Below are 23,391 nucleotides of genomic sequence, written 5' to 3' on the forward strand. Positions count from 1 at the left end.
CGGCTTCCCCTAGGGGTCAGTCATCGTAAATCATTTTCGGAGGTGTTTTTGTTTCATGATGTTATCGGTAAAAACAAAAGAATTTATATTTGAAGACAATCGCCCTTTCGCGAGCTGCCATGCGTCAACGCTTGTTGTCCTGGCCGGCGGCGACTTGCTGGCCGCCTGGTTCGGAGGCTCCCGCGAGGGTGCACCCGACGTGGCGATCTGGACGGCGCGCAGAGCGGCTGGCCAATGGTCCGCTCCGGTCAAAGTCGCGGACGAGGAAGGTCTCCCGCATTGGAATCCCGTCCTATATCTCAGGCCTGACGGCAGACTGCTGCTCTTCTACAAGGCCGGGGCCCGAGTTGCCGAATGGAACACCCGCATCATCCATTCTGACGATTACGGCCATTCCTGGTCCGAGCCCAAGGAGCTTGTGACCGGCGACATCGGGGGACGGGGCCCTGTCAAGAACAAGCCGATCGCGCTTCGGAACGGCACGCTTCTCGCACCGAATTCGCTTGAGCCCGCCTGGGACGCTTTTATCGATATTTCCTGCGATCAAGGCGATACGTGGGCACAGACGGCAACCGTTCCGCTCGATCACAGCAAGCTGAAGTTAAAGGGCATCATTCAGCCGACGCTCTGGGAGTCGGAGGACGGCTCTGTCCACCTGCTGGCCCGGAGCACCGAAGGCGCCATGTACCGCAGCGATTCGCAGGACGGCGGCCTCACCTGGTGCGAGGCTTATCCGACCGACATGCCGAACAACAACAGCGGCTTCGATCTTGCGCAGCTCCCAGACGGATCGCTTGCTATGGCCTATAATCCGACTCGGCCTCGCGAGGGCGACCCGAAGGGGAAAGGCCCCCGAAGCCCGCTCGTCCTCCGGATATCCCGCGACGACGGCGCGACATGGGGCGAGGAGCTTCCGCTCGATTCGGGCATCAGCCAATATTCGTATCCCGCTGTCGTCGCTCATGGAAACGACATTAATATAAGCTATACCTGGAGAAGGGAGCGAATCGCTTTCTGCCATATCGTGAAGAAAGTGTAGTCAGCGAACGATCCCTGTATCAACCAGCTTATATGGCTGCGGCGCGCGCCTCTTCCGGATTCCAGCCGTCGCGGCCTTCAAGTACGCCTCGTGCCGTCAATGCGGAAGCCTCTTCTTCCGACAGATACCTGGCCCATCCGACTCGGACCGCTTTCTCCGCTCCCGGTCCCGTGCTTCCGTATTCCGCGTACCGCGACGTCTTCTCCTTTGCCGGATCTCGCCAGTTATCCCATCCTTCCGGACGGATATGGCTTCCCATCCAAGTATGGACGAAAATCGCGCTTCCGTACGGCCGCCACGGCCGCCCTAGACTGACGGTCGCGGGAGGCGCTGCACCCGTAAGCCTGCAGTTCAGAAAGACGTAACCGTAAGGCTGGGATTCCCCTGTAGAAGATGCCGTCACATAGCCGTTATGACGATTGAGACTATGGAGCTCGCAATCCTTGAACACAGCTGTCGCGGACCCGAACACGAAGTCGACGGTCCCCTCGATATAACAGCCATCGTAAAATTGCCTGCCGTTTCCCGGCGTATACAGCGTATCCTGATGGCCGAGAATCGCGACGTTCCGGAAGACGGCCCGGTCTCCCTCCGCATGCAGCGCAAGCGCCTGACCTCTAGGCTCCTGCCTGCTGGCCGAATTGGCGAAGGTCAGATTCTCGGCATAAAAATCATCCGCCAATATCGTGAAGGACGGCGTATCGTACGTTGTCATTTTCTCGCCGTCCGGCTTGACTGTCGAAACGGAATCGTCGAATACGATGACGGCCCCGTCACGACTTTCTCCCATCATGCACAAATTGGTTTTGCTTGGCGAAACGGTTACTTTCTCCTTGTAATGCCCGTTTCTCACCATAATCAAAGTTCGTTCGGAAGCATAATCCGGCGCGGCCGCGACCGCTTCCGTAACGGTCCGGCAATCGCCGTTCCCGTTTTGGTCCACCACAATCGTTCGCATATTAGCACCTCCTATATTCCTTCAACGGGCAGAAGCTTGCGGTAAATCCGCTCAAGCTCGCCGAGGGTAAATGATTTTGGATTATTATCCATGAGTCGAGTCACATGGGACGCGCTTTCGGCCAAAGATGGAAGATCGGGCTCCGTAATTCCGTATTCCGCCAGATTTTGCGGAATGCCAACCCGCCGCGTCCATTCTGCAAGCTGTTCGAGCGCCCATTCCGCTTCGGTTCCGGCATCGTTCGAGCAATCGCCGATGGAGCCTGTTCCTTGCCGCATCGCCTCTGCGGCGAGCGAGAGGCGGCTTGCGACGGCGTCGAGCTGCGCCTCCATGACATGCGGCAGCAGCATCGCGTTCGCGACGCCGTGCGCGATGCCGAAACGGCCGCCGAGCGGGTAGGCCAACGCATGCACGGCGGCCGTTCCCGAAGCCGCAAGTGCCATGCCCCCGTAAGCGGAGCCGTACAGCATCGCCGAACGCGCAGCGATCGAGCTTCCGTTCTCGTAAGCTTCAATAATACTTCCGCTAATAAGCCTTATCGCTTCAAGCGCGAACATGTCGCTGATCGGATTCGCTTTCCTGCCGATGAAAGACTCCAGCGCATGGGTGAAGGCGTCCATTCCCGTCGCAGCCGTCACGGCCTTCGGAAGCGTAAGCGTAAGCTCGGGGTCCAGTACCGCAAGCTTCGGGTACAACCTGCGGCTAACGATTCCGATTTTCAATTGCCGCTCCGGAAGCGTAACGATGGCATTCGGGGTAACCTCCGATCCAGTGCCTGACGTTGTTGGAATGAGCACGGTCGGAATGCCGTCGTTTTCGATGTTGTCGGTGCCCAGCATGCTCTCCAGCGGCCGATTGTTCGTCGCCAGCGCCGCCAGCAGCTTCGTCGCGTCCAGCACGCTTCCGCCGCCGAGTCCGATATAGACGTCGAACGTTTCTCCTCCGATTTTTGCATGCATCGATTCAATATCGCCCGCCGCAGGTTCGGGGCGTATGTCGTCCTCCAGGATGTCCGCGACGATCCCAGTGCTGGCGAGCTGCTTTCGCAGCTCTTCCGCCCAGCCGTTCCTCCTGATGCTCGGGCTTGTAACGAGAAGCGCGCGCCTGACCGATCCGAGCTGCGACCGAATTTGCCCGGCGACAGAGCGGAATGAGCCCGCACCCGCAAGGATCGAACCAGCGGTTTGAAATAATGTAATCAAGAGGCTACCCCTCCTTCAGGATGCCAGCCGCGCGCAGGCCTGCCGCAATGGTATTCATCGCCGCTTCGCTGACAGGCTGGACCGGCAAACGAGGCGAGCCGACTTCGATTCTCAGCTGCCGCATCATTTCCTTGAGCCCTGCAGGCACCGTTCCGAGCTGCATCAGCTTGCGAACCGCCGCGATGTCGGCTTGCGACTTTGCGGCTTTCTCCAACCGCCCTTCCCGCCAATGCCTGTAAATCGAGACAACCGTTTCCGGTGCGACGTTGGCGGAGGCCGCAATCGCGCCTGCGCCCCCCGCAAGCAGGGTCGACAAAATAAACGAATCCGTACCGGCGAGAACTGCGAAGTCGGGACCCGATTGTTGAATAAGCTGAAGCACATGCTCGTAGTTGCCGCTTGAATCCTTCACGCCGACGATATTGGAAATGCGGGACAACGACGCCACGGTGTCCGCCTCCAGCATGATGCCCGTGCGCGCAGGAATATTATAGAGAACGATCGGCAAAGCGGTCGAGCCCGCCGTCGCTTCAAAGTGCCGGTAAAGCTCCTTTTGGTTCAATGGAACGAAGTAAGGCGTAATGACGGATAAGACGTCGGCGCCCGCTTCCTCCAGTCTGCGAGACAACCGGACAGTCTCGGCCGTCGTAATCGCGCCGGATCCGGCATAGAGCGGAACGGCTCCGCCGATCTCGTCGGCCGCGATTCGGACAAGCTCCGTCTTCTCGTTTTCCGTCAACGCGAAAAATTCACCATTCGTCCCGAGGACGAAAATGCCGTGCGCCCCTGCCTGAAGCAAGCGCCGAATCATTTGGCGGACGACGGTTTCGTTAAGGCGCCCCTCTTCGTCGAAAGGCGTCACCATGGCTGGTATAATGCCGTGAGGTCTGATCATGTTCGTTTAACTCCTTCACAATAATGTGGGATTTTTCCCTTATCCGATGCCTCGCGAAAGCGAAGGGCATGATGCAGCACTTCAGAAATGATCCAAGACGGGTTCCAAGTGTTGGAACGGCCTCTTCCCTGGAAGTTGGACTGGAAGAAGCCTTCCGCCTGTTCTCCCACGACGGTAAAGCCCCACTCGCCCGGCTCGGTGCATATGCCTTGGCCAAGCGCGCCGAAGATCGTCCGCGCCAGACGCACGTACATCTCGTTGCCGGTGAGGAGACCAAATTGCCACAACTCGAAAGTAGGGAAAAAGACGTCGAGATGATGGTTCTGCACGCTCACCCCGGGCCAACCGACCGCCTGAAAGCCATGCTCTCTGAATGCCGTGCCGCGATCATAGGCAGGGTTCCACATATAGACGTAGGTGAGCTGCCAATCTCCAGCTATCTCCGCCCATTTGCGGAATTTGGCCTCGCCGGTAAGACGGAAGAGCTCGTAAGCCGCGAGGAAGAAAAACATGCCTGCTTCCTTGTCCTCGCATCTTGCGTCAAGCGTAGACCGTGCGAAAGGCCGCTCGAACGTTTCCGCATGCAGAACGTAATAGCGCTCCATGCAGGCGCGGGAGGCATCAAGGTACGTCTGCGCGCCCGTTACCTGCCAGGCTTTAATTAACGCGATCAGGCACGGAATGCCGGCGGCCGTAATTTCCGTGTCCGCCGCGATTCCGTCCAGCCGCCATGATGCCGGAAAAATGCCTGCCGGCAATATTGCCCCCAGCAGGAAAGCCGCGGACTGCTCCAGCGCCGCTGTCCATGACGAAGGCACTTGCTCCCCCCTGCTGCGGAACAGCAAAATGATATCGGCCAGGTCGCTGACGGTTTCGCCGAAGGCGCGGCTCGAGATGACGGGCTCCTGCTGCCAGCGGAAATTGTCCCAGCGGCCGTCCGACAAATGGTACGCTCCGTTCCGGAGTCCGGGCACCGAAGTGCCGCTCTCGGCGAGGTAAAATTCAACAGCTTTCCTGCAGCGCTCGATACGCTCGCGCATTTGTCCGTCGAAGCCGAGGAAAGCGTCGCACCAGGCCAGCTTCAAGCATTGTCCTGTCCATCCGTACATGTAGTGAAGCCCGTGCTTCGATACGAGCCCGAATGAATTTCGGTCGTTGAACTTGACATAGCCGGCTGCCCGGTCCGTCTCCCTCCACCGGTCATCCATGGCAGCCGTCTTCAGCCGGATCAGCTCCTCCAGCGTATGAGGCTCGGCTCCATGCGGATCGTACAGCTTAACGGCGCGGTGAACGGCTTGCGAGAAGGCGCGGCCGGGCGCTTGCTGCGGCCCCCATTCCAGCACATAACTCTTCTCGAGCGCGAAGCCCGGCGCAAAATCCGTATAGCCGCCGGAGTATGGCTCGATTTTGCTTTTGCTGACGTATACGATGTCCTTCTCGCCGTTGAACATCAGAACGCCGCTCATCGCCGCAATGGCGACGCATCCTTCCCGTTTGTAGGCGCCGAGCGAGCCGTAATGGACGGTGCCGTCCGGCAGCTCGATATAGGAAGGAAGAGAGTACATCGTCAAGAACCGACGCCCTTCGGAGCCCTTCTCCGTCCACTCGACGTTCACGCATGGAATCGGGAGCCTGTGCTCCTCGCAAATAAAGCCATTGCTTTCTCCAACGCCGAGATGCGGCACGAGTCTAGCGGGGTCGGCCGACGGGTTGTTGTTGTAGATCATATGCGGAATCGTCACGTTATCCGTGCCGTTCGCGGCCAGCTCCCATTCGAGGCCGACCGCGGCGTCGCGTATCGTCCGGCCCGTGCGGTTCTCCCAGACGGCGCCGGCCCGAAGCATCCCTTCCGAATCGAACGCCAGCTCCAGAGTCAGGAACAGGTCGCCGCCGTCCGCCTCGATTCGCAGCGTGCCGCCTTGCCTCTCGATTTGCACGGCATTGAACCGGAGCCGCTCTTCGCACCATGGGCGTCCCTCGGAGTATACCGCCATGCGCCCCAGCGAATTTTTGAAATAAGACTCGGCTTCTCCTTCGCGGGACAATTGGATATAGACATCGTTGTCGGACTGCCAAACGTTAACGTTTCGATTCTCAGCCGGACTCGTTATACGGTATGCGTTCATTTCCAGCGGTCTCCTTCCGTTTTCCGTTCCATCGCCTTCCGGTTCCGGACAGTCGCCCTGCCGGACGGTTCGGTCTTCTCTATGCTAAGCCGTCACTTGTTCCTTATCCGGTTCGTCCAGCGGCGTGCTTTCTCCGATTTTTCGCACCCGGAGCGCGCCGTGGAGCTCGCCGGGCAGCTTGATTTGAAACCGCTGCTGGTAGGTTTGGTCCAACCGTTCGACCGTCATGTTCCATGTATCGATGAGATCCACCGCAAATTCGCCCTCTTGCATGGCGAAGGCTCGCGACGTAAAGCGATGAGGCCCGTAATACTGCAAATAATATTCGCCCTTCTGTACCAGGGTCGAAGCATCGTGGCTAAATCTGCTGTAAGTCAGACAGCTTGGAGCATCCTCCAGCAGACCGCGGAGAAAAGCGATCCGCGCCCCGCTCTCGCCGAGCAGCTCGCCGCCATGAACCGACCAGCTGGTTCCATCCGCACGGCGAAGCGTTTCCCCATGGGCCGCAAAGCCTCCGCGCGATAGGCCCTCCCAGATCCGGTACAACATATCTTCAGCGGTGAGCGCGTCCATCGGATTCGATCCCGTCCCCTCGCGGCCGCAATCGTCTATGACGATCGGCTTCTCGTACTGCAGCGTGAAGTCCGAAGCAATCATCACGTCCTCCTGGCGGAGACTGACATGCGTCAGCCACGGAACGCCCCAATCGAACGCGGAAGGAATGCCGTGGATCGTGGTCAGATGATGACCGTAATCGCATTCGCGAAGCGTACGGAAATAGGTTCGCCAATCGGCGTCCTGCCGCTGCCCGCAGCCGTCGCCCAAATCCGCCATTGTCCACCAGACGTTGCGGTAGGCGGACAAGCGGGAGACTGCGTATCGGATGTATCGCTCTTCCTGCTCCGGCGTCAGCCGAATGGCTCCTTCCCGCTCCAGACCTGCGGGAAATAGGATTAGCTCGGCTTCCACGCCGATACGGGAAAGGCTCTCCAAGCACTCCTCCAGCCTGGCGAAATAAGCCGGCTCGAAGCGATCGCCGTCCGGCTGTCCGTCCGGGCTGGCGGCGAACGGGGAAATAGCCGGCTCGCCGGTCGCCGCATGCCCGGCTTCCGGAATAACGCTCATACGCGCTTTATTAAAGGGCAATGCTTCCAGCGACCGGATCGTCCGTGCGCGGCTCGAGCCGTCCTGCACATGCCATGCGGCAAGCAGCGTTCCGAACGGCGTGTAAGGCTTGCCGTCCGCATAGGCGAAATGTGTTGCGCCGAACACCCTCACCGGCCCGTGATTACCGTCTCCCGCCGGCAAGCACCGGAATTGTCCGGCATAACCGCCGGACGGTGCAGACGCCCCCTCGACGCAGAACGACCAGTCGCCCTCCTCGTCCGGCATGAACCGGATTAACAGCCGTCCGTCGCCGTCATAGAAGCCTTCGGCTTCGAAATGGCGCTCCCCATTGCTGAATTCGGCCCGGAGTCCCGAATCCGCATATAGCCGATCGTCCTCGTTCCCCTTCATCCTTAGCTCGAATATTCCATATCGCTCTACTGCATCTTGGTATTGAATCACTTCGTTCTCTCCTCTCAAACTGCTTTCACGCGCAAAGCGGTGTAAGGTTTAGCCGGCAGAGCCAGATCGCTCTGTCCCGCGAAAGTGCCGTCAAGCGGCGTGACCGACATGTCCCAAATATCGATAAGCTCGATCCGGTATACCCGGTCGGGGGACATCGGGATCTTGTAGGACGTAAGGCGGTATTTGCCCAGATACAGAAGCGCATAGGAGCCTTCCTGGCGCGCCGCCATCCAATCCTCCGGACCTTCCTCCATCAGCCGGCGCAGAAACCGGATCCGCTCCGGGCTTTCTCCGTACATACGGCCTCCAGTCGAAATCCAGGCTTTGGTCGGCTTATTATCGAAGCATTCGCCGTGGGCGATAAAGCCGCCTCTCGTAAGCCCCTCCCAATAACGATGCATCAGCTCGAGTCCCGAGATGTTCCCCCACCGCTTGGCGACGTTGCCCTCGTAGGAAATTTCGTCGACAACGATCGGCTTGCGAACGGCAGCCCGCCATTCGGTGGTCAGGACGGAATCCCAATGCTGGATGCTCTGGTGGGTAAGCCATGACTTGGAGAAATCGTACAAAGAAGATATCTCGTACATTTTCGTGCCATTATGAATCGAACGAAGCCGCTGATACGGATCCTTCCGCTGCACGTATAGCAGCAGCCGGTCCCAATCCTCAATCGTCTTCATTTTGTTGAAATCATATTCGTTGGAAAGCGACCACCAGACGTTGCGGAATGCGCCCAAACGGGCGATAACGTAACGCAAGTAGTAGAAATCCTGCTCGCGCGACATATTGTTGAAGCCCCAGCCCCCTGACTTATCGTAGGGATGGAACAGAATCAGGTCGGCTTCCATTCCGAGTTTCATCAAATCGGCGATCCGCTCCTCCAGATGGGCGAAGAACGCCGGATTGAAGCGGGTCATGTCCGCATCCTCCGGGCAGGTCCCTGCGAACGCGACCATTTCCGGGCGCATGTCCTTCGTAGGGAACAGGCACATCCTGACCTTGTTGAACGGAGATTTCTCCAGCTCCTCCAGCGTCTGCAGCTCGTGCGCCTTGTTCCCCGTATGAGTCCAGTGATAGCATGTCGTGCCAAACGGCATATAGTTCGTACCGTCCTCGTAAGCGAACAAATATCCGTCCTTGACCCTTACGGGCCCGTGATTTCCCGGTGACGGCTCCGTACAAACAAAGTTTCCCGTCGCGCCGTCCAGCTCCGGCACGGCACTCTTCGTGACATAGCGCCACGTTCCTTCCCGATCCGGCATAAACCGGATCCGATAGATACCGTCCCTGTCATAGAAGCCTTCGACCTCTACCCTGTCGTTGCGATATTCGAAGGTCGCCGATAAGGCGACCTCCTCAAATGGATTGCCTGCCGCAGGACCGGATAAGGCAACCTCGAATATTCCCCAGCGTTCCACTTCTTGCATTCCCATTAGCCTGCTTGCACTCCCTTCATTATCATTGTTATTCCACTAGCCCGGTCCGCTCGACGCCTTCGACAAACCAGCGCTGCGTAAAGAGATACAGCAACAGCGGCGGCATGACCGCGAGAAACGATTTCGCCATGTCGAGCGATTGAGCGAACAGCTTCCCTTCCTCCGTTGCGATGTCTCCCGTCGCCTTTACAAGCGCGATCGAAAGAGGAACGTCCTGCATTTTGAACAGGAACATCATCGGAAAATAACTGTCGTTCCAGTTCCAGACGAAAGAGAACAGGAAGACGACGACAATGGCCGGCGTTGCGATCGGAAGCATGACCTTGAAGAAAACCCGGTACAGACTTGCGCCGTCGATCTTCGCCGCTTCCTCCAGCTCTTTCGGAAGTATGGAGAAAAACTGGCGGTAAATGATGACATAAAGCGCGCCCTTCAGGCCGTGCCCGAACAAAGCCGGAATAATCATCGGGAAGTACGTATCGATCCAGCCTATTTCCCGGTACATGATAATCAGCGGCAGCACCGTTACCTGCGGCGGAATAACAAAGGCGAAGATCAGGCACACGAACCAGAAGCGCTTGAAAGGAAACTTCACCCTGGCGAACGCGTATCCGGCCATCGCGCAGGCGACGAGCTGAAAGAGCGACGCCCCGATGGACAGTCCGAAGCTGACGCCAAAAGAGGTCGGATAGTTCAGCAGCTTCCAAGCCTCTTTCAGATGCCCCCAATAAATCGCCGTCGGTATCCAGTTCACTGTCGGATCCAATAAATCGTCGAGACCTTTTACCATGTTGGATATCATATAAAAAATAGGATTGAGATACAGATAAGCCGTTTCAATCAGTACAATGTAAATGAAAACGCGAAACAGCAGTCCTTTATCGGCTTCCCGTCCAAACAGCAGCAACCGGAGACGCTCGACCAGTCGGGACAGGCCCAAACGTTGCTGCCGCTGCCGGAGGATATTCAATACTTTCTCCATCCTTCTCTCCTCCTACCTCGTTTGCGTCGTGGCGCGGACAGCCCTTCCGAGCAGCAGCATCACCAAACCCAGGAACAGCAGTATGATGATGAAATAGACCCAGATCAAGGCGCTAGTCGGACCGTATTGCGTCGGATTGACGCTCGCAATGATCGGATTTCCGGGATAGGTGAACAGATCCACGACCGTGTATATCGTATTTAGCAGCACGAACGGCATCATGGCCGGCAACGTAATTTTCCAGAACATCTCCCACGGATTTGCGCCGTCGATGCGCGCCGCCTCGTAAACGGACGATGAAATCGTCTGGCGGCCCGCAAGGAACAGAAGAATCTGCACGCCGGAATACCATAAAATAAGGACGAACGAGTTCAGGACGCTGACGATCGGCGCCGCCCACGAAGCCGGCAAATATTGCGTGAGCGCCGTCGAGATGGAGAACTGCTCCAGAAACCCGAGCTGCCCCCTCCCTTGGCCCAAGAAGCGTTCGATGATATTGCCGGAGGAGAAGATGACCGGCAGGAAGAACACCGCTCTGAACAAGCCCCTCCCCGGAAACTTTTGATTCAGCATGATCGAAATCATGAAAGAGAAGATGACGATGATCGGAATCATGAACAGAACCTGCCTCAGAAACGGCAGAAGCTGATCATAGAAGACGCCGCCGTCCTCGAACAAAATGTTGTAGTAGTACTTAATGCCGACATATTCGTGCAGGATGCCGCTCCCGGTAATGCGCACGTTATGAAAGCTCATATAGAGAGAGTAGAAGAGAGGGAACGATACGAACAAGAGAAACCCGATAATCCAGGGCAATATGAGAAATATGCCTTCGTATCGCTGCGACATCCGGTTTTTCATACGGATCCAGCCGTTCATTGCGCCTCTCCCCCTTTCACCACTACAAAATCTTGCGCGGGAATCCGTCTTCCCTCGACCGTTACCTCGGTATCGTTATAGTTCACGATAATCCTCTTCCCATTGGAGTAAACCGACTCCTTCACCTTCGGAGCGACCGTCCGGTTGTAAGTCATGAATTGGCCCTGAACATCTCCAAGCGCTTCGTTAAAGCGCTTATACTCCTCGATGATCTCGGCTTCCCACTCCTCGTAATTCAAGCTGTATTGCCAGATTGTGTACGCCCTCTTCATCTTCTCCGTCTTGGCGTGCATGACGCCAAAAGTCGGAGCCGCCCCGTATTCGATGCTGCGCAGAAAATCTTTGCGGTACTCGTCTCTCGCATTGCCCCAGTTCATCGTATACGGCACAAGGCCGTGCAGCGCCATCTGGGCGAAAGGCACCGCTTCGTCCAGGAACAGGTCGTACGAATAGTCGCCCGCCAGCTGCCTGACGGCGTCTGCGCCCTGCAGCGCATAGGCGTTGCCTCCCGTAACCGTTACCGCAGGAAGCTTCGATTGGACGGTGTTCAGCAGCTCGCTTTGCAGCGACGCGGCCTCTTCCCGGCTTGTGCGGTATCTGCGGTTGTAATCGCTGAACAACATGTAGCCGGTTCCCGAAAGCTGAAGTCCGTCGACGCCCAGCGATGAGAAGCTCTTCAAAGCGTCATCCATCTTGTCCAACGATACCTTGGGGCTCACGATCGCAATCTCGTCGTTCGACTGCAGGCGCGGGAACTTCATGATGGAGCCCGCCTGGTCCTGCATCGCCTGCCGCTTCGGATCGAAATCGTCGCCGTCGGTGTTCAGCGTGAAATCCGTCTGCAGAAGGACGGTATCACCCTTCGACTTCGCGTATTCGGCAAAGCTACGCATGCCGTCGTTGCCGCCAAGCCGCTTGTCGACCTTCGTGCCGAAGCCGATCCGGCTCGCGCTTCCGGTCTGCCAGCCTTGGTAGGTGACGACCAGGCGGGGGATGCCCTGCGCATGCAGCCGATCCAGAATCGACTTCGCTTCGTCTGTCGTCGTCCCGGTAATATAACGGTTACGGAGAAAGCCCTTCTCCGAATCTGCGCCGATCAGGTCAAGGTACAGCGGAAGCTCCGAAGGGCCTGCCTCCTGCTTCTGCAGGCCCTTCTCTTTCATTAAATAATTGCGGTATTTCGCGGCCATGCCGGAATAATCGCTCTCTGATTCGGGCAGGACGTAATAGCGGATCTTGCGGTCCCCTCCGAATTTGATTTTGCTGTACGTAAAAAACCCGGACAGCTTGTCATACGTCGTCGGCTGAAAGTACTGAAGGCGGTAATTATGCTCAACGGTTGCCCAGGCGTACCTGCTGTAAACGCCTGCGGGCGCCGCATACATGTAACCGTATTCCTCTCCTTCATCCACAACGGCCAGGAAAGCGCTGCTTCCCGATTTAATACCGTAGACAGGCATCGTAATCGGCTTCCGGTTCGTATAGACCGAATTGAACGCGCTGTCTATGCCATAGATCGGTTCGCGGTACACGCTTCGGTCGTTCGAGATATTTTCCTTGAATTTGTAGATCGCGCCCGAACCGTCCGGCAGAAGTAAATACCCCTCCTGCCCGCGGGGCTGTTCGGCGCCCAGAAACGGGTATACCTTCAAATTAATCAGCGAATCCTTGCCTTCGATAAGCTCCGCGTCAATTACCTTGGTTTCAACGTAATCGTTCCTCAGGCGCACTTCGATCGGAATCGCCATCTGAATGGATGGCATCGCGAAAGTAACGGCGAAGCCGTCCTCGATCGGCTTCCAACTCATGATGCCGCCGTTCAGCGATAGCAAACTGCTTACTTTCACTTCCGTCTTCAAGGCGATCTCGAACGTCTCCAGCATGATCGGCGACAGGAGATGGCTCCTCCAAGTACCGGAAATGGTCTCCAACGGCCAGTCCTCAGGGTTTGGATAGGAGCGCAGCTCATGCCCGTCCCGTTTGTCCCGGATTTTGAAATGTCCGGTATTCTTATCTGCATAAAGCACAAGCGTTTCGCTTTCGGCCACCTGCTCGAAATCGGCTTCGTTCGGCAGCTCCCCATTCGTGCTTACGGCTGGCTTAATGTCTTCGGGAATGACAGCCTGCTGTGCCTGAACCTGCTCCGCCCGGCCCTCGTCCGAGCTTGCGGAGTGGGTCCACAAGTAAATGCCGACCAACGCCGCTGTCGCCGCCATCGCAGCCCAAGGAAGCAGCTTGCGCAGCTTGATGTAAGTTTTGCTTGCTTCCGTCAACGCGCCGACACCTCCTGTAGGATCGAATAGATAAAGCTGCGCAGCTCGGTGCTAAGACCGAACAGAATAAAGCACAGCACGCCGATAATAATCATCGTACCGGCCGTATACAGCAAATTGATCACGGTCTCGCCCACCGTGTAGTTTTGAAGCGACTGCACTTTCCAGACGAGCAGAAGAAAAATCCAGACGAGCATGCCCTGATGCAGAAAACTGTAAATCGACGCTTCGCTGAGCGACATGCCATTGGAAATTAGCGTGAGCGGCAGGCCGACAACGATAAACGGCGTAAGCGCATAGGCGCTGCCGATAAACACGTCCATGAAACGACCCTCGCCCCGCATAATGCTGCTGACCAAATAGTTGGATATGACCCAGCCGATCCAGACCAGGAAAAACTGGAGAAATACGGTCATTCCGCTGAGCGGCTTGATCGCCTCCAGATTGAAGGTGAAGCTCGTGTACGAACGCGACACCGCATAAGAAATATAAGCCAGACCCAGGATGACGAATGCGCTCACGTAGCTGCCCTTATTCTCGTAACGGAGTGCGGAGAAGCCGTCGATCGGATGCCTCAGCACGTAAAGCGAATGCCGCAGTTGGCCCAGGAAGCGGGAGCGCGGCCGGAGCCGGATCGGCGGATTCAGCAGAATCGGATAACGTTTTGCCGCCATTTTATAAACGAAATACAGGACAGCTGCCGCAATAATCACGTTCATGAAGAAACCGAAATTGTTCTGGAACCACTGCAGACGGATTTGCCAGAACGCGTTCGAGAAGCCCTCCTGAATGCCCGCATCGCGGAACAGCTTCTTCGCTTCCGCGTAATCCCCACGGGCGTAGGCAGACTGGGCAAGCCCGACCATAGCGGGCGTATAGTACGCGTTGAGATGAAGCACCTCGCGCCAAAGCGGCTCGGCTTCCTTGTACCTGCCGTCAACGGTAAGGTTATTCGCCTTATAGACGAGGGCGCCGAACTCGGTTTGACGGTACGACTGAATCAGATTCGCGTTATCGTCCAGAATAAACAGCTCGTTGCGCGAATTGATGTCGATGGCCGCCGGGCTTTTTACGATGCCGAGCTGCGTCGTATTCGGACTCGCGTCGCCGGACCAGAAGAACAGCAGGTTGCCGAACGCATCGTATTGGCTGATCATCTTCGAATCTCCGTCGACAACGGAGAAGTTGCCGCTGGCGTCGATGGCGATATCCTTCAGATTCACCATCTGTCCGGTCTGGCGGAACCGGTATTCACCGAACTTTTTGTTGCCATCTCCCAAGGTGCTGCTGGAGCCGAGGAAATACTTTCCGGAATTGTTCAGCTTCTTCACCTGATCTTCGTTCAACTTCTCTCCGAAAGAAACCGTGTAAGTAAACCCGCGCTCGTCGATGTTCACGTTGTTGATGGCCGGAGGCAGCTTGCTGAGCTGCTTCTCGTACATCTCTTTCGAATAGAACATTCGTTTAATCGAGTCAAGGAAGGTGAAAGGCACCTTGTTGGCTGCAAAGAAGCGGACAAAGCCGCCTTCGGGATCGAGCTGCAGCAGCCCGTTATAGCTGCCGAGCGATACGATATACAAAAATCCGCGCTTATCGACCGCGACCTTGATCGGCTCGAAGCGGTAATCCTCCGGGATGAACCTCGATTCCGGAAGCGAATACTCCTTCAGCAGCTTGCCCTGCCGGTCAAGCATCACGACCCTGGCGTTGCCTGTATCGGCGACATAAATATGGCCTTTCTCGTCGACATGCAGCCCATGCGGATTCGACAGCGGCGTTCCTTCGACCGCCGGCAGGATCCGGTCGAATTCGCCGTTCGGTTGGAACAGGACGATCCTGTTGTTCCCCGAATCGGCGACATAGATCCGGTCCTGATTGTCGATGAACAGATCGCGGGGCTGCGCGAGCGGTGACTGCATTTGTTTGGAAGGATCCTTCGGATCTGGGACGAATATATCCCTGCCCAGCACCTGCTCCGGCGCAAAAGCAGCCTGCGTCCATACAAGCGAGCCGGTACCGGATTTGTAATTGGTTGAATAAGGATAATCGGCGGATACAACCGCCGGAAAGACGATCCATACGAGGCACACGGCCAGCAAGCCCCGCAGGAGACGGATTATTTTCGATTGTGCCGGCTTCATAGTTTCTCCTCCCGCGGTTTCATTTAATGCCGGAATGGGCCATTGTTGCAATGACCTTGCTCTGGAATACGAGAAAAACAATTAGGTTCGGAATGAACATGAACAGTGCTGCGGCTGCGGCCGCGCCCTGCCTTGCCACGCTGTTAGCCATGTTCGTCGTCAGCGTAGAGATAAAGAATGGAAACGTCTTCATCTCCTCGTCCTGCATGAACAGAGTTGACGTCTCGACATTGCCCCAAGCATTCTGGAACGAGATGATGCCGATCGTAGCAACCGCCGGAAGAATGACCGGGACGACAATCCGCAGGAACACCATAAATTCCTTTGCTCCGTCCAGTCGAGCCGATTCGAGCAACTCGTTCGGAATTTGGTCGATGAATTGCTTCATTAAGAAGACGCTGACCGGTATGGCTACCATGGGCAGAATATGACCCCAGTAAGTGTTCATGATGCCCAAATGGCTGACGACGAGATAACGCGGTATCGTGACCGTCTCCGGTGCGAACAGAAGCGTAAGCATAATGGTCGCGAATACGAGCTTATATCCAGGAAACTTATGCTTCGAAAGTGGATAGGCGCATAACGCGCTTACGCCCGTCACCGTGATGACGCTCAGCACCGCTACGGACAAGCTGTTGAAAATGTAGCGCGTAACAGGAATAACCGAATCCGACGAAATATAGAACAGCTCGACGAAATTTTGCAAAGACGGGCTTCGGGCCCAAATCGTCGGGGGGTAAATGAACAATTCCTCGTACGGTTTTAGCGCGTGATTGAAAATATAAACAAGCGGCAGGAGCATAAACGCGCTGAACAGAATGAGCAGAAATACGACCACTTTCTCGAAACGGCTTAACCGGAACAGCTTGGAACTTCTCTTGAAAACAGGTTTGCGGATCAGCGGCATTGCCATCTCTATTCATCCCCCTTCGAACCGAACAAACCCCAGCAAAACTTATTGGATAAATACATGAGCAGCAGCAGGAACACGGACAAAGCGGATGCGTAGCCCAGCTCGAAGCGGATAAAGCCGTAATCGTCAATCTGGTTCATGATGAGATGGCCGGCATACTGCGGCGTCGGGTTCATTCCCGACAGCTCCGTGCCGATGCTGCCCGCCTTAAATGTCCCGACGATGGCCATGACCGCGCCGAACAGCATCTGAGGCTTCATGGACGGAACGGTAATGTACCAGATTTCCTCGAGCCTGGATTTGATGCCGTCGAGTCTCCCCGCTTCGTACAGCTCGGGGTTGACGTTCAAGATGCCCGCCATCATCGCCAGAAATCCTATCCCCATGCTGGACCAGAGCGTAACGATGATCATGGACGTCATCAGATGCTCCTTGCTCGTCACCCATAGCACAGGGTCGCCGATGAATCCCCATTCGAGCAGAAAGCTGTTCAAGTATCCGATTCTATCGCCGCTAAGGAGCGGAAGCCAGACGATGGTCATGGCGACTCCGCCCATCAGCGACGGGGAGTACATCGCGAGCGCGAACCATTTCCGCCAGCTTCCGGGAAGGATGGTGATCAACCATGCCAGCAGGAAGGAGGCAACGTAGCCGCACGGTCCCGCGATGATCGCGAATTTGAACGTGTTGGGCAGCGCATATTTCAGAAACAGCAAATCCTCCGATATCATATAGCGAAAATTTGCCCAGCCAATAAAGCGAGGCGGCTCGAGCGAATTATAGGTCATAAAGCTGAGCAGGAACGCGCATACAACCGGAATCAAAATGAAGAGGATGAAACAGATCATAAAAGGCGCTATGAACAGATACGACAACCGGAACCGCCAAATTTCCTTCAGCAGCCCGTACGCTTTTCCCTTCATGCGGACAGCTATGCCGCCATTGGCATAGTTTTTTTTCAAGATTTGCGCATTACTCTCGGACAAATGGGTTCACCCCTTCCCATGGCATGTTAACTTCTGGCAAAACAAGCGGGCGAAGGACATGGCCTTGGCTGTCGATATTGCCGAATTCTTGCATTTTCCTTCGCATCTCCCTTTCGATCTCCCCAATCGACGTTTCGAGCGAGCTCCGGTAATTGATTCCGTCGACGACGCTTCGGTTCCAGGCATTCTGCAGCTCCCTTTCAAGGAAGTAGCTGCCCGGCACGTTCGGAATTTCCTTGTACCAGCGCCATTGCTCTAGAATGCTGTTCAAATCCTCCCGCTTCCACGGAAGATGAACGAACGCTTCGATATTTGAGGTGTTCCAACGGAAGGAAAGGCCGTTAATCGACTCCAGATCCGAGCCGTATCGCTCCTGTACCTCGGCGGAGGTCCACCATTTGAGAAACTCCCAGCTTTGTTCGGCTTTTTTCGTCTTTTTGAAGATGACGGACGACTGCAGATTACCGCCCATCCACCTGGCCACTTCCCCGTCCTTCTGTACGACCCCCGGAATCGGCGCGATACCCCAATACCCATTCAGTTCGGGAGCCGCCACCATCAGCTGGATGTACATGCTGAAGTCTGCGATGCCGATCGGTACGGTGCCGCTCCTAAAAGACTGGTAAAAGCTAGCCAACTGCTGGTCCACTGCGTATACGTTGTACAGATCGGTCCATTCCTTGAAGGATTTATATCCAGTCTCCGTACCCAGAGCGGTCTGCTGACCGTTCCTGGTGAAATATTCGGCCCCGTTCTGATAAAAAAACGGCATATGTTGAACCGGCGCCATATTGAGATTGTTCTGTTGCAAGGTCGGCAGCATGTCATAGACGTCTTCCCAAGTGTTCGGCACCTCAAGTCCAAGCTCGTTCAATATATCTTTGCGGTAATAGAGCATGGAGAAGCTTTGCGTCTCCGGCATCGCGTAATATCCCTTGTCGTAATAGAACGGAATCCAGGTACCCGGCGCGAATCGCTTATAAACCGAATCAAAATCCGGGAACTTCGTCAGATCGTACAACCCGTTTCGGGTGGCATAATCGAACGGCAGCGTCTGCGGCAAGCCGAGCGCGACGTCGGGCGCAATATCGGCCGCGTTCATCAGCACGAGCAAATTCGTATCCGGAAGCAGGTTGATCTTAACCTTGATTCCTGTCGCCGGCGTAAACTGCTCGTCGGCCATTTGCTGCAGAAGATTGATGTAATCACGTCCGCGGAGCACCCAAACGTTCAGCACATCGTCATCCATGCTGCTTAACCGCTCCTTCGACTGGAACGAATAGAAGAAGTTGACGAACGCCCCTTCCGCCTTTTTAAAAAAGGTCGCTTCCATCCTTGGAAACTTCTGATTCTCCGGCACGATAAAGATGCGGTCAAGCCCAAGCGGCTGGCTTTTCAGCTGCTGCAACATCTCGGCCACTTTGCCCTGCATCGTGACGAAACTATTGGTCTTGTACGGGATCTGGTTCGGATCCGCCAGCATCGAGCGGATATCCTTAATCGTGGTGAACAGTCCTTGCGTAACGGCATCCTTTCTGCCATTGACCTCTACCAGCTGTTGCTGAACAGCGTCCAGTGAGTCGGCTATCTTTCCGAGATTGTCCGTAAACCCAGGCAGCTCGTTATCAATCTTCCAGGTTCTATTCGTGTCGTCAGAACCGCCGGTCAGCGCCTTAAGATCGGTCGCAAGCGCCATCAGCCCGGTTACGGTTTTCTCCAGCTCGGAGATCATCGGCTTAACTGGAGCCTGGGTCACCTGCATCGAAATCGTGTTGCTTCCTTTTTCTAGGTAGATCAAGTACGGCTGCTGCCGCTCGTCCTCGAGCTGGACGCCCTGCCAGCCGGACGCGTACGAGAACCGGTACGCCTTCATTTCGGAGAACGGAATTTTGCCGTTAACCCGGATAGTCCGGAAGGACGAACGGTTGGAGGAGAAATTTTGAATGACCCTCAGTCCGATTTTGTAATATCCGCTTTCAGAGACGTCAAAGTTCCAGCTGATTTCGCCGTTTCCGGACGACCAGCGCGAGCCTTTGACGGTGTTATACGTAATTTTTCCGCGTTTATATGGCGTGTTGTCGATCTCGTTGTCATAGCGAAGCGAGATCGAAGAGTCACTTTTCCAATCAGCCTGCTCGGCTTCGATAACAATCGGAACGCCACCTTCACTTCCTTCGTTTCCGCCAGCATTCGGTTGCCTTGCCGTCTCGTAGTCCGGAACTTGGTCTGGAGCTGACAGCTCGATGGAGCCCAGTGCGAACGGCTCGGTGCTGGTAAAGCGGAGCGTATGCTTCCCGGGAGTCAAATACCATTGCAGCGGGTCGACGTAAGCTCCGCCCGAATCGCGTAGCGATGTCGTCATCCAGCCGCTGATATCCTCCGCCATCGGACGGATCTGGTCACCGTTCGAATCGAGGGAAGCCGGGAAAGGATCCTTCCAGCGGCGGTCCAGCGTAACAGATCTCGCTTCTAGAAACTCGTTTCTGCCGTCGACCGACACGTTCAGCAAAATCGGCCTCCGGCGGTTGTCGTCAGTGACTGGACGGTACGTCAAATCGATCTTGTACAGTCCGGCCTGCTCAACGAAAAAATCGTATTCGATCCATTCCTCGTTCTCCAGGCGCCAATCAATAGCTAGCGCCCGGCCGTCTACGTTACCGGTTTGGACGCTGGCGCCTTCAATCGCTCGCGAATAGTCGGTAGCGTGTAAGACGACTTTGCCGTCGTGTACGTCCGACGCTCCCTTTTGCTTCCATTCCGTCAACTTGTCAAGAAAGTAGGGATCGCCCGTTTCGTCAGCTACTGCCACCTGCGGTTCCGCCGCCGCAGCAACAGGCGCGTCCTCTACCAGGTCTGACGACTGTGAAGTGCCTGCTTTCTCCGCAACTCCCGTAGCGGCAGGCAGAAGCAAAACGAAGGCCATCGTCAGTACGATTATTGAACGCAATCTCGTAAGCGACCTTAACATCCATCTCTCCCCTTTGCATCCATCATTCGTGCATTAAGCTTTCCGTTGTATCTTTATCGAAGTAAAGCGCTTTCGACATGTCTAGCGTAACGGTTATCCGTTCGTCCTCCTTGCAGTCGAAGCCTGAGAAAGTACGGACGATAAATGGCGTATCCGTCCCGATATCAACATAGAGGTAAATATCCGAACCCATCAACTCCGCCACCTTGAGCGTGCCCGTCATCTGGCTTCGAGGATGACGATCGGCCATTTCTGACTCCGCGTGCGTAAACTCGCATCGAATGCCAAGCACAACCCTTCGGTTCACTTTACCGTGCTTCCTCAGCAGTTGCGCATGCGCGTCCGGTATGGCCAGATAGCTCCGCTGCGTCTGCAGCTCCAACTTGCCGCCGTCCGATTCCACGACCTTCCCTTCGATAAAGTTGATCGGCGGTGTGCCGATGAAGCTCGCGACGAACATGTTCTTCGGATTGTTGTAGATGACGCGCGGACTATCGACCTGCTGGATCACGCCGTCCTTCATGACGACGATCCGGTTGCCCATCGTCATCGCTTCCACCTGGTCGTGCGTCACATAGACCGTCGTTACGCCGAGCTGCTTATGAAGCCGAATAATCTCCGTACGCATCTGGACTCTAAGCTTGGCATCGAGGTTCGACAAAGGCTCGTCCATCAGGAACACGCTCGGCTTCCGGACAATCGCCCGGCCGAGCGCGACGCGCTGTCGCTGTCCGCCCGACAATTGTCTCGGCTTCCGATCCAAAAACTGTTCGATCTCCAGCGTGCGGGACGTCGATTTGACCGACAGATCGATCTCGTGCTTCGGCTCCTTGCGCAGGCGCAGCCCGAACGCAATGTTTTCGTAGATGCTCATATTCGGGTACAGCGCGTAGTTCTGAAAAACCATGGCAATATCCCGGTCCTTAGGCGGCAGATGGTTCACCAGCTTGTCCCCGATGTACAGCTCGCCCGAAGTAATATCCTCCAGTCCGGCGATCATGCGCAGCGTGGTCGATTTACCGCATCCCGATCCCCCGACCATGACGAGAAACTCGCCGTCCTCGATCTCCAGGTTAAAATCTTTTACGGCGTATTGCTTGTCCTTGCCATAACGTTTCTCCACATGCTTTAGTACAATGCGCCCCATGGCGCCACCTCCGAACAATTGAATTGGGTATAGTGACTGATCATCGCTAGTCAATCGTTACTAAATACAACGTAGAATTCGAAGCGCCAAATACGGCCTGCTTGGAAGGCTTATCGCGCAAGCACCGGAGAAGGTCCCTTCGAGCGGCTCGATCGTCATCTTCCAGGTATCAATGACTTCAGCGGTATACACAGCCTCCTCCGGAAGCTGGATCTGTCGACCGGCAGGCCGGTGAATGCCGAAGTAAAGCAAGTAATACTCGCCTTCTACACCCAATACCGGCACGTCCTTGATCGAATCGATGATGCTCAGATTTTGCGGCGCTTCCTCAAGGAGCCCTCGCAGAAATCCGATTCGCGCGGGACTCGTGCCGTGCAGCTTGCCTCCATGCGACCACCAAAGGATGTTCTCGGGATGCATGTAGGTTTCGCCATGCCCGACGTAAGCGCCGCGGACGGTTCCTTCCCAGAACCTGTGCGTCATCTCGTCCCCCGTAATGTTACCCCACCGGCGCGGGATGTCGCCTTCGTAGCAGCACTCATCAACGACGACCGGCTTCCCGTATTCGCGGCGGATCGAATCCACTGCGGTAAGATCCCAGTGCTGAAGGCTGACATGATCGACCCATGGCTTCGCGTGGTCGTACAGATCGAGAGACGACGGATCGTACATCTTCGTTCCGTTGTGTATGGAACGAAGATGCTGGTAAGGATCGCATTCCTGTACGATTTGAAATAACCGGTCCCAGTCTTCTTTCCGCTTCTCGCGCATAAAATCGTACTCGTTGGCCAGCGACCACCATACGTTGCGATAGGCAGACAGACGCGCGGTCACATAACGCAAATAAAACTCATCCCGATCTGAACTCATGCTGTCGAATCCCCAGTGCCCCTTGTCGTAGGGGTGGAACAAAATCATATCCGCTTCTATACCGAGCTCCGCCAGCTGCTCGATTCGCTGTTCAAGCCCTTGGAAGAACCGCGGTTCGAACCGTTCAAGGTCGAAGCCCCGTTCCTTCGAGCCCGGGAACGGAAACAGCTCCGGTTCAGCGGTGTTAAAGGCATATCTTTTAGGAAATACGCACATGCGAATTTTATTGAAAGGTGATTCCCGTAGAGCTTCTAGCGTCTCGTTCTGCAGCGTCTCGCTCTGGTGAATCCAAGCGTAGCAGGTCGTCCCGAACGGCTTATAGGGCGATCCGTCCGCGTATTCGAATCGGTCTGGGGCTACGACGCGGATCGGTCCGTGATTGCCGGCGCCGGCAGCCGTCGTGCATTCGAACTCCCCGGTTACCCCGTTGAGTGAAGGGTCGCTGCTGCTTATCGAAAATGTCCAATGGCCGACAGTATCCGGCATGAATCTGATTTTGTAGACACCGTCCCCGTCATAGAATCCATTCACCTTGACCGACCTACCGCCGCTCCGGAATACAGCCTCCAGTCGGACACCGCTGAACGGGTTCTTATGCGTTTCGCAGGTTTTGAGAGCGGTTTCAAACACGGCCCAGCGTTCCACTTTCTTCTGACTTATCAAGGTTCGTCTCTCCTTCCGCATGATTGGCCGAACCTGCGAACAGGCCCGCCGGAAGCGAATTTTTCTCATTATACAATGCTGTTCTCCCTCCTATATAGGTGATTCAGGCCGTTTCTATAGGGTGATGCAAGCTCAGAGTTTGTTACATGCCGGAAATCGGAGAGGCCCATGCGAATGGCATAGGCCTCTCTCAGGTCTTCACGTGCGAAATTGCTGCCAAGCGAAAAAAAACTACGACAGCAAGATTAACTAGCAGGTATTTCCAAACATTTGTCGAAGGTATATAGGTCAGAATTTATCCTAGGAGATGACCTTCATGCTTGAGAAAAATAGATTGGGTA

16 protein-coding genes are annotated in these 23,391 nt (G+C 55.7%); 1 reads left to right on the plus strand and 15 read right to left on the minus strand.

Going from position 1 to position 23,391, the window contains the following annotated elements; all coding sequences use genetic code 11:
* The first annotated feature begins 55 nt into the window (after positions 1–55).
* Entirely contained in the window at positions 56–1,039 is a 984-nt protein-coding gene (locus RCO25_RS26280; protein ID WP_308999041.1) for a sialidase family protein, read from the plus strand.
* Positions 1,040–1,067: 28 nt separating this feature from the next.
* Here the strand turns inward: RCO25_RS26280 and RCO25_RS26285 are convergent, their stop codons facing one another.
* The 15 genes from RCO25_RS26285 to RCO25_RS26355 all read right to left on the minus strand — a co-directional run bounded on the left by RCO25_RS26285 (position 1,068) and on the right by RCO25_RS26355 (position 23,050).
* Positions 1,068–1,997, minus strand: a complete 930-nt coding sequence (locus RCO25_RS26285; protein ID WP_308999042.1) for a pectinesterase family protein — start codon at positions 1,995–1,997, stop codon at positions 1,068–1,070.
* 11 nt (positions 1,998–2,008) lie between these two features.
* The gene (locus tag RCO25_RS26290) at positions 2,009–3,199 is read right to left on the minus strand and encodes an iron-containing alcohol dehydrogenase (RefSeq protein WP_308999043.1); all 1,191 of its coding nucleotides are present in this window, start codon (positions 3,197–3,199) and stop codon (positions 2,009–2,011) included.
* 4 nt (positions 3,200–3,203) lie between these two features.
* A complete protein-coding gene (dapA, locus tag RCO25_RS26295; protein ID WP_308999044.1) occupies positions 3,204–4,094 on the minus strand; it encodes a 4-hydroxy-tetrahydrodipicolinate synthase in 891 nt (296 codons plus the stop codon).
* Complete coding sequence (locus RCO25_RS26300) at positions 4,091–6,220, minus strand: hypothetical protein (RefSeq protein ID WP_308999045.1); 2,130 nt, start codon at positions 6,218–6,220, stop codon at positions 4,091–4,093. Before RCO25_RS26300 ends, dapA begins: the two co-directional genes overlap by 4 nt.
* An 84-nt stretch (positions 6,221–6,304) precedes the next feature.
* The gene (locus RCO25_RS26305) at positions 6,305–7,789 is read right to left on the minus strand and encodes a DUF5605 domain-containing protein (protein ID WP_308999046.1); all 1,485 of its coding nucleotides are present in this window, start codon (positions 7,787–7,789) and stop codon (positions 6,305–6,307) included.
* 14 nt (positions 7,790–7,803) lie between these two features.
* Complete coding sequence (locus RCO25_RS26310; RefSeq protein ID WP_308999047.1) at positions 7,804–9,225, minus strand: DUF5060 domain-containing protein; 1,422 nt, start codon at positions 9,223–9,225, stop codon at positions 7,804–7,806.
* Positions 9,226–9,256: 31 nt separating this feature from the next.
* Positions 9,257–10,210, minus strand: a complete 954-nt coding sequence (locus RCO25_RS26315; protein WP_308999048.1) for a carbohydrate ABC transporter permease — start codon at positions 10,208–10,210, stop codon at positions 9,257–9,259.
* 12 nt (positions 10,211–10,222) lie between these two features.
* Positions 10,223–11,089, minus strand: a complete 867-nt coding sequence (locus tag RCO25_RS26320; RefSeq protein ID WP_308999049.1) for a carbohydrate ABC transporter permease — start codon at positions 11,087–11,089, stop codon at positions 10,223–10,225.
* The gene (locus RCO25_RS26325) at positions 11,086–13,362 is read right to left on the minus strand and encodes a DUF5696 domain-containing protein (RefSeq protein ID WP_308999050.1); all 2,277 of its coding nucleotides are present in this window, start codon (positions 13,360–13,362) and stop codon (positions 11,086–11,088) included. The genes RCO25_RS26320 and RCO25_RS26325 overlap by 4 nt, the downstream gene beginning before the upstream one ends.
* Positions 13,359–15,503, minus strand: a complete 2,145-nt coding sequence (locus RCO25_RS26330) for a YIP1 family protein (protein ID WP_308999051.1) — start codon at positions 15,501–15,503, stop codon at positions 13,359–13,361. The genes RCO25_RS26325 and RCO25_RS26330 overlap by 4 nt, the downstream gene beginning before the upstream one ends.
* A gap of 19 nt (positions 15,504–15,522) precedes the next feature.
* The gene (locus RCO25_RS26335) at positions 15,523–16,416 is read right to left on the minus strand and encodes a carbohydrate ABC transporter permease (protein WP_308999052.1); all 894 of its coding nucleotides are present in this window, start codon (positions 16,414–16,416) and stop codon (positions 15,523–15,525) included.
* Positions 16,417–16,418: 2 nt separating this feature from the next.
* Positions 16,419–17,339: a carbohydrate ABC transporter permease gene (locus RCO25_RS26340; RefSeq protein WP_308999057.1), complete on the minus strand. Its 921-nt coding sequence runs from the start codon at positions 17,337–17,339 to the stop codon at positions 16,419–16,421.
* 49 nt (positions 17,340–17,388) lie between these two features.
* Positions 17,389–20,370 carry an extracellular solute-binding protein gene (locus tag RCO25_RS26345; protein ID WP_308999053.1) on the minus strand — a complete coding sequence of 994 codons (2,982 nt, stop codon included), beginning with the start codon at positions 20,368–20,370 and terminating at the stop codon, positions 17,389–17,391.
* A gap of 22 nt (positions 20,371–20,392) precedes the next feature.
* Positions 20,393–21,517 (minus strand): ABC transporter ATP-binding protein, encoded by a 1,125-nt coding sequence (locus RCO25_RS26350; protein WP_308999054.1) that lies wholly within the window; start codon positions 21,515–21,517, stop codon positions 20,393–20,395.
* A gap of 60 nt (positions 21,518–21,577) precedes the next feature.
* A complete protein-coding gene (locus tag RCO25_RS26355; RefSeq protein ID WP_308999055.1) occupies positions 21,578–23,050 on the minus strand; it encodes a DUF5605 domain-containing protein in 1,473 nt (490 codons plus the stop codon).
* Positions 23,051–23,391: the final 341 nt, after the last annotated feature.

This window comes from Paenibacillus sp. LHD-38 (assembly GCF_031157315.1).
In the GTDB taxonomy this organism is placed as follows: domain Bacteria; phylum Bacillota; class Bacilli; order Paenibacillales; family Paenibacillaceae; genus Pristimantibacillus.

What these genes read in the sequence shown, in the direction of transcription:
- RCO25_RS26280 (WP_308999041.1), top strand. Translation starts at nt 56, where the DNA reads ATGATGTTATCGGTAAAAACAAAAGAATTTATATTTGAAGACAATCGC.
- RCO25_RS26285 (WP_308999042.1), bottom strand. Translation starts at nt 1,997, where the DNA reads ATGCGAACGATTGTGGTGGACCAAAACGGGAACGGCGATTGCCGGACC.
- dapA (WP_308999044.1), bottom strand. Translation starts at nt 4,094, where the DNA reads ATGATCAGACCTCACGGCATTATACCAGCCATGGTGACGCCTTTCGAC.
- RCO25_RS26300 (WP_308999045.1), bottom strand. Translation starts at nt 6,220, where the DNA reads ATGAACGCATACCGTATAACGAGTCCGGCTGAGAATCGAAACGTTAAC.
- RCO25_RS26310 (WP_308999047.1), bottom strand. Translation starts at nt 9,225, where the DNA reads ATGGGAATGCAAGAAGTGGAACGCTGGGGAATATTCGAGGTTGCCTTA.
- RCO25_RS26315 (WP_308999048.1), bottom strand. Translation starts at nt 10,210, where the DNA reads ATGGAGAAAGTATTGAATATCCTCCGGCAGCGGCAGCAACGTTTGGGC.
- RCO25_RS26320 (WP_308999049.1), bottom strand. Translation starts at nt 11,089, where the DNA reads ATGAACGGCTGGATCCGTATGAAAAACCGGATGTCGCAGCGATACGAA.
- RCO25_RS26330 (WP_308999051.1), bottom strand. Translation starts at nt 15,503, where the DNA reads ATGAAGCCGGCACAATCGAAAATAATCCGTCTCCTGCGGGGCTTGCTG.
- RCO25_RS26335 (WP_308999052.1), bottom strand. Translation starts at nt 16,416, where the DNA reads ATGGCAATGCCGCTGATCCGCAAACCTGTTTTCAAGAGAAGTTCCAAG.
- RCO25_RS26340 (WP_308999057.1), bottom strand. Translation starts at nt 17,339, where the DNA reads ATGAAGGGAAAAGCGTACGGGCTGCTGAAGGAAATTTGGCGGTTCCGG.
- RCO25_RS26345 (WP_308999053.1), bottom strand. Translation starts at nt 20,370, where the DNA reads ATGTTAAGGTCGCTTACGAGATTGCGTTCAATAATCGTACTGACGATG.
- RCO25_RS26350 (WP_308999054.1), bottom strand. Translation starts at nt 21,517, where the DNA reads ATGGGGCGCATTGTACTAAAGCATGTGGAGAAACGTTATGGCAAGGAC.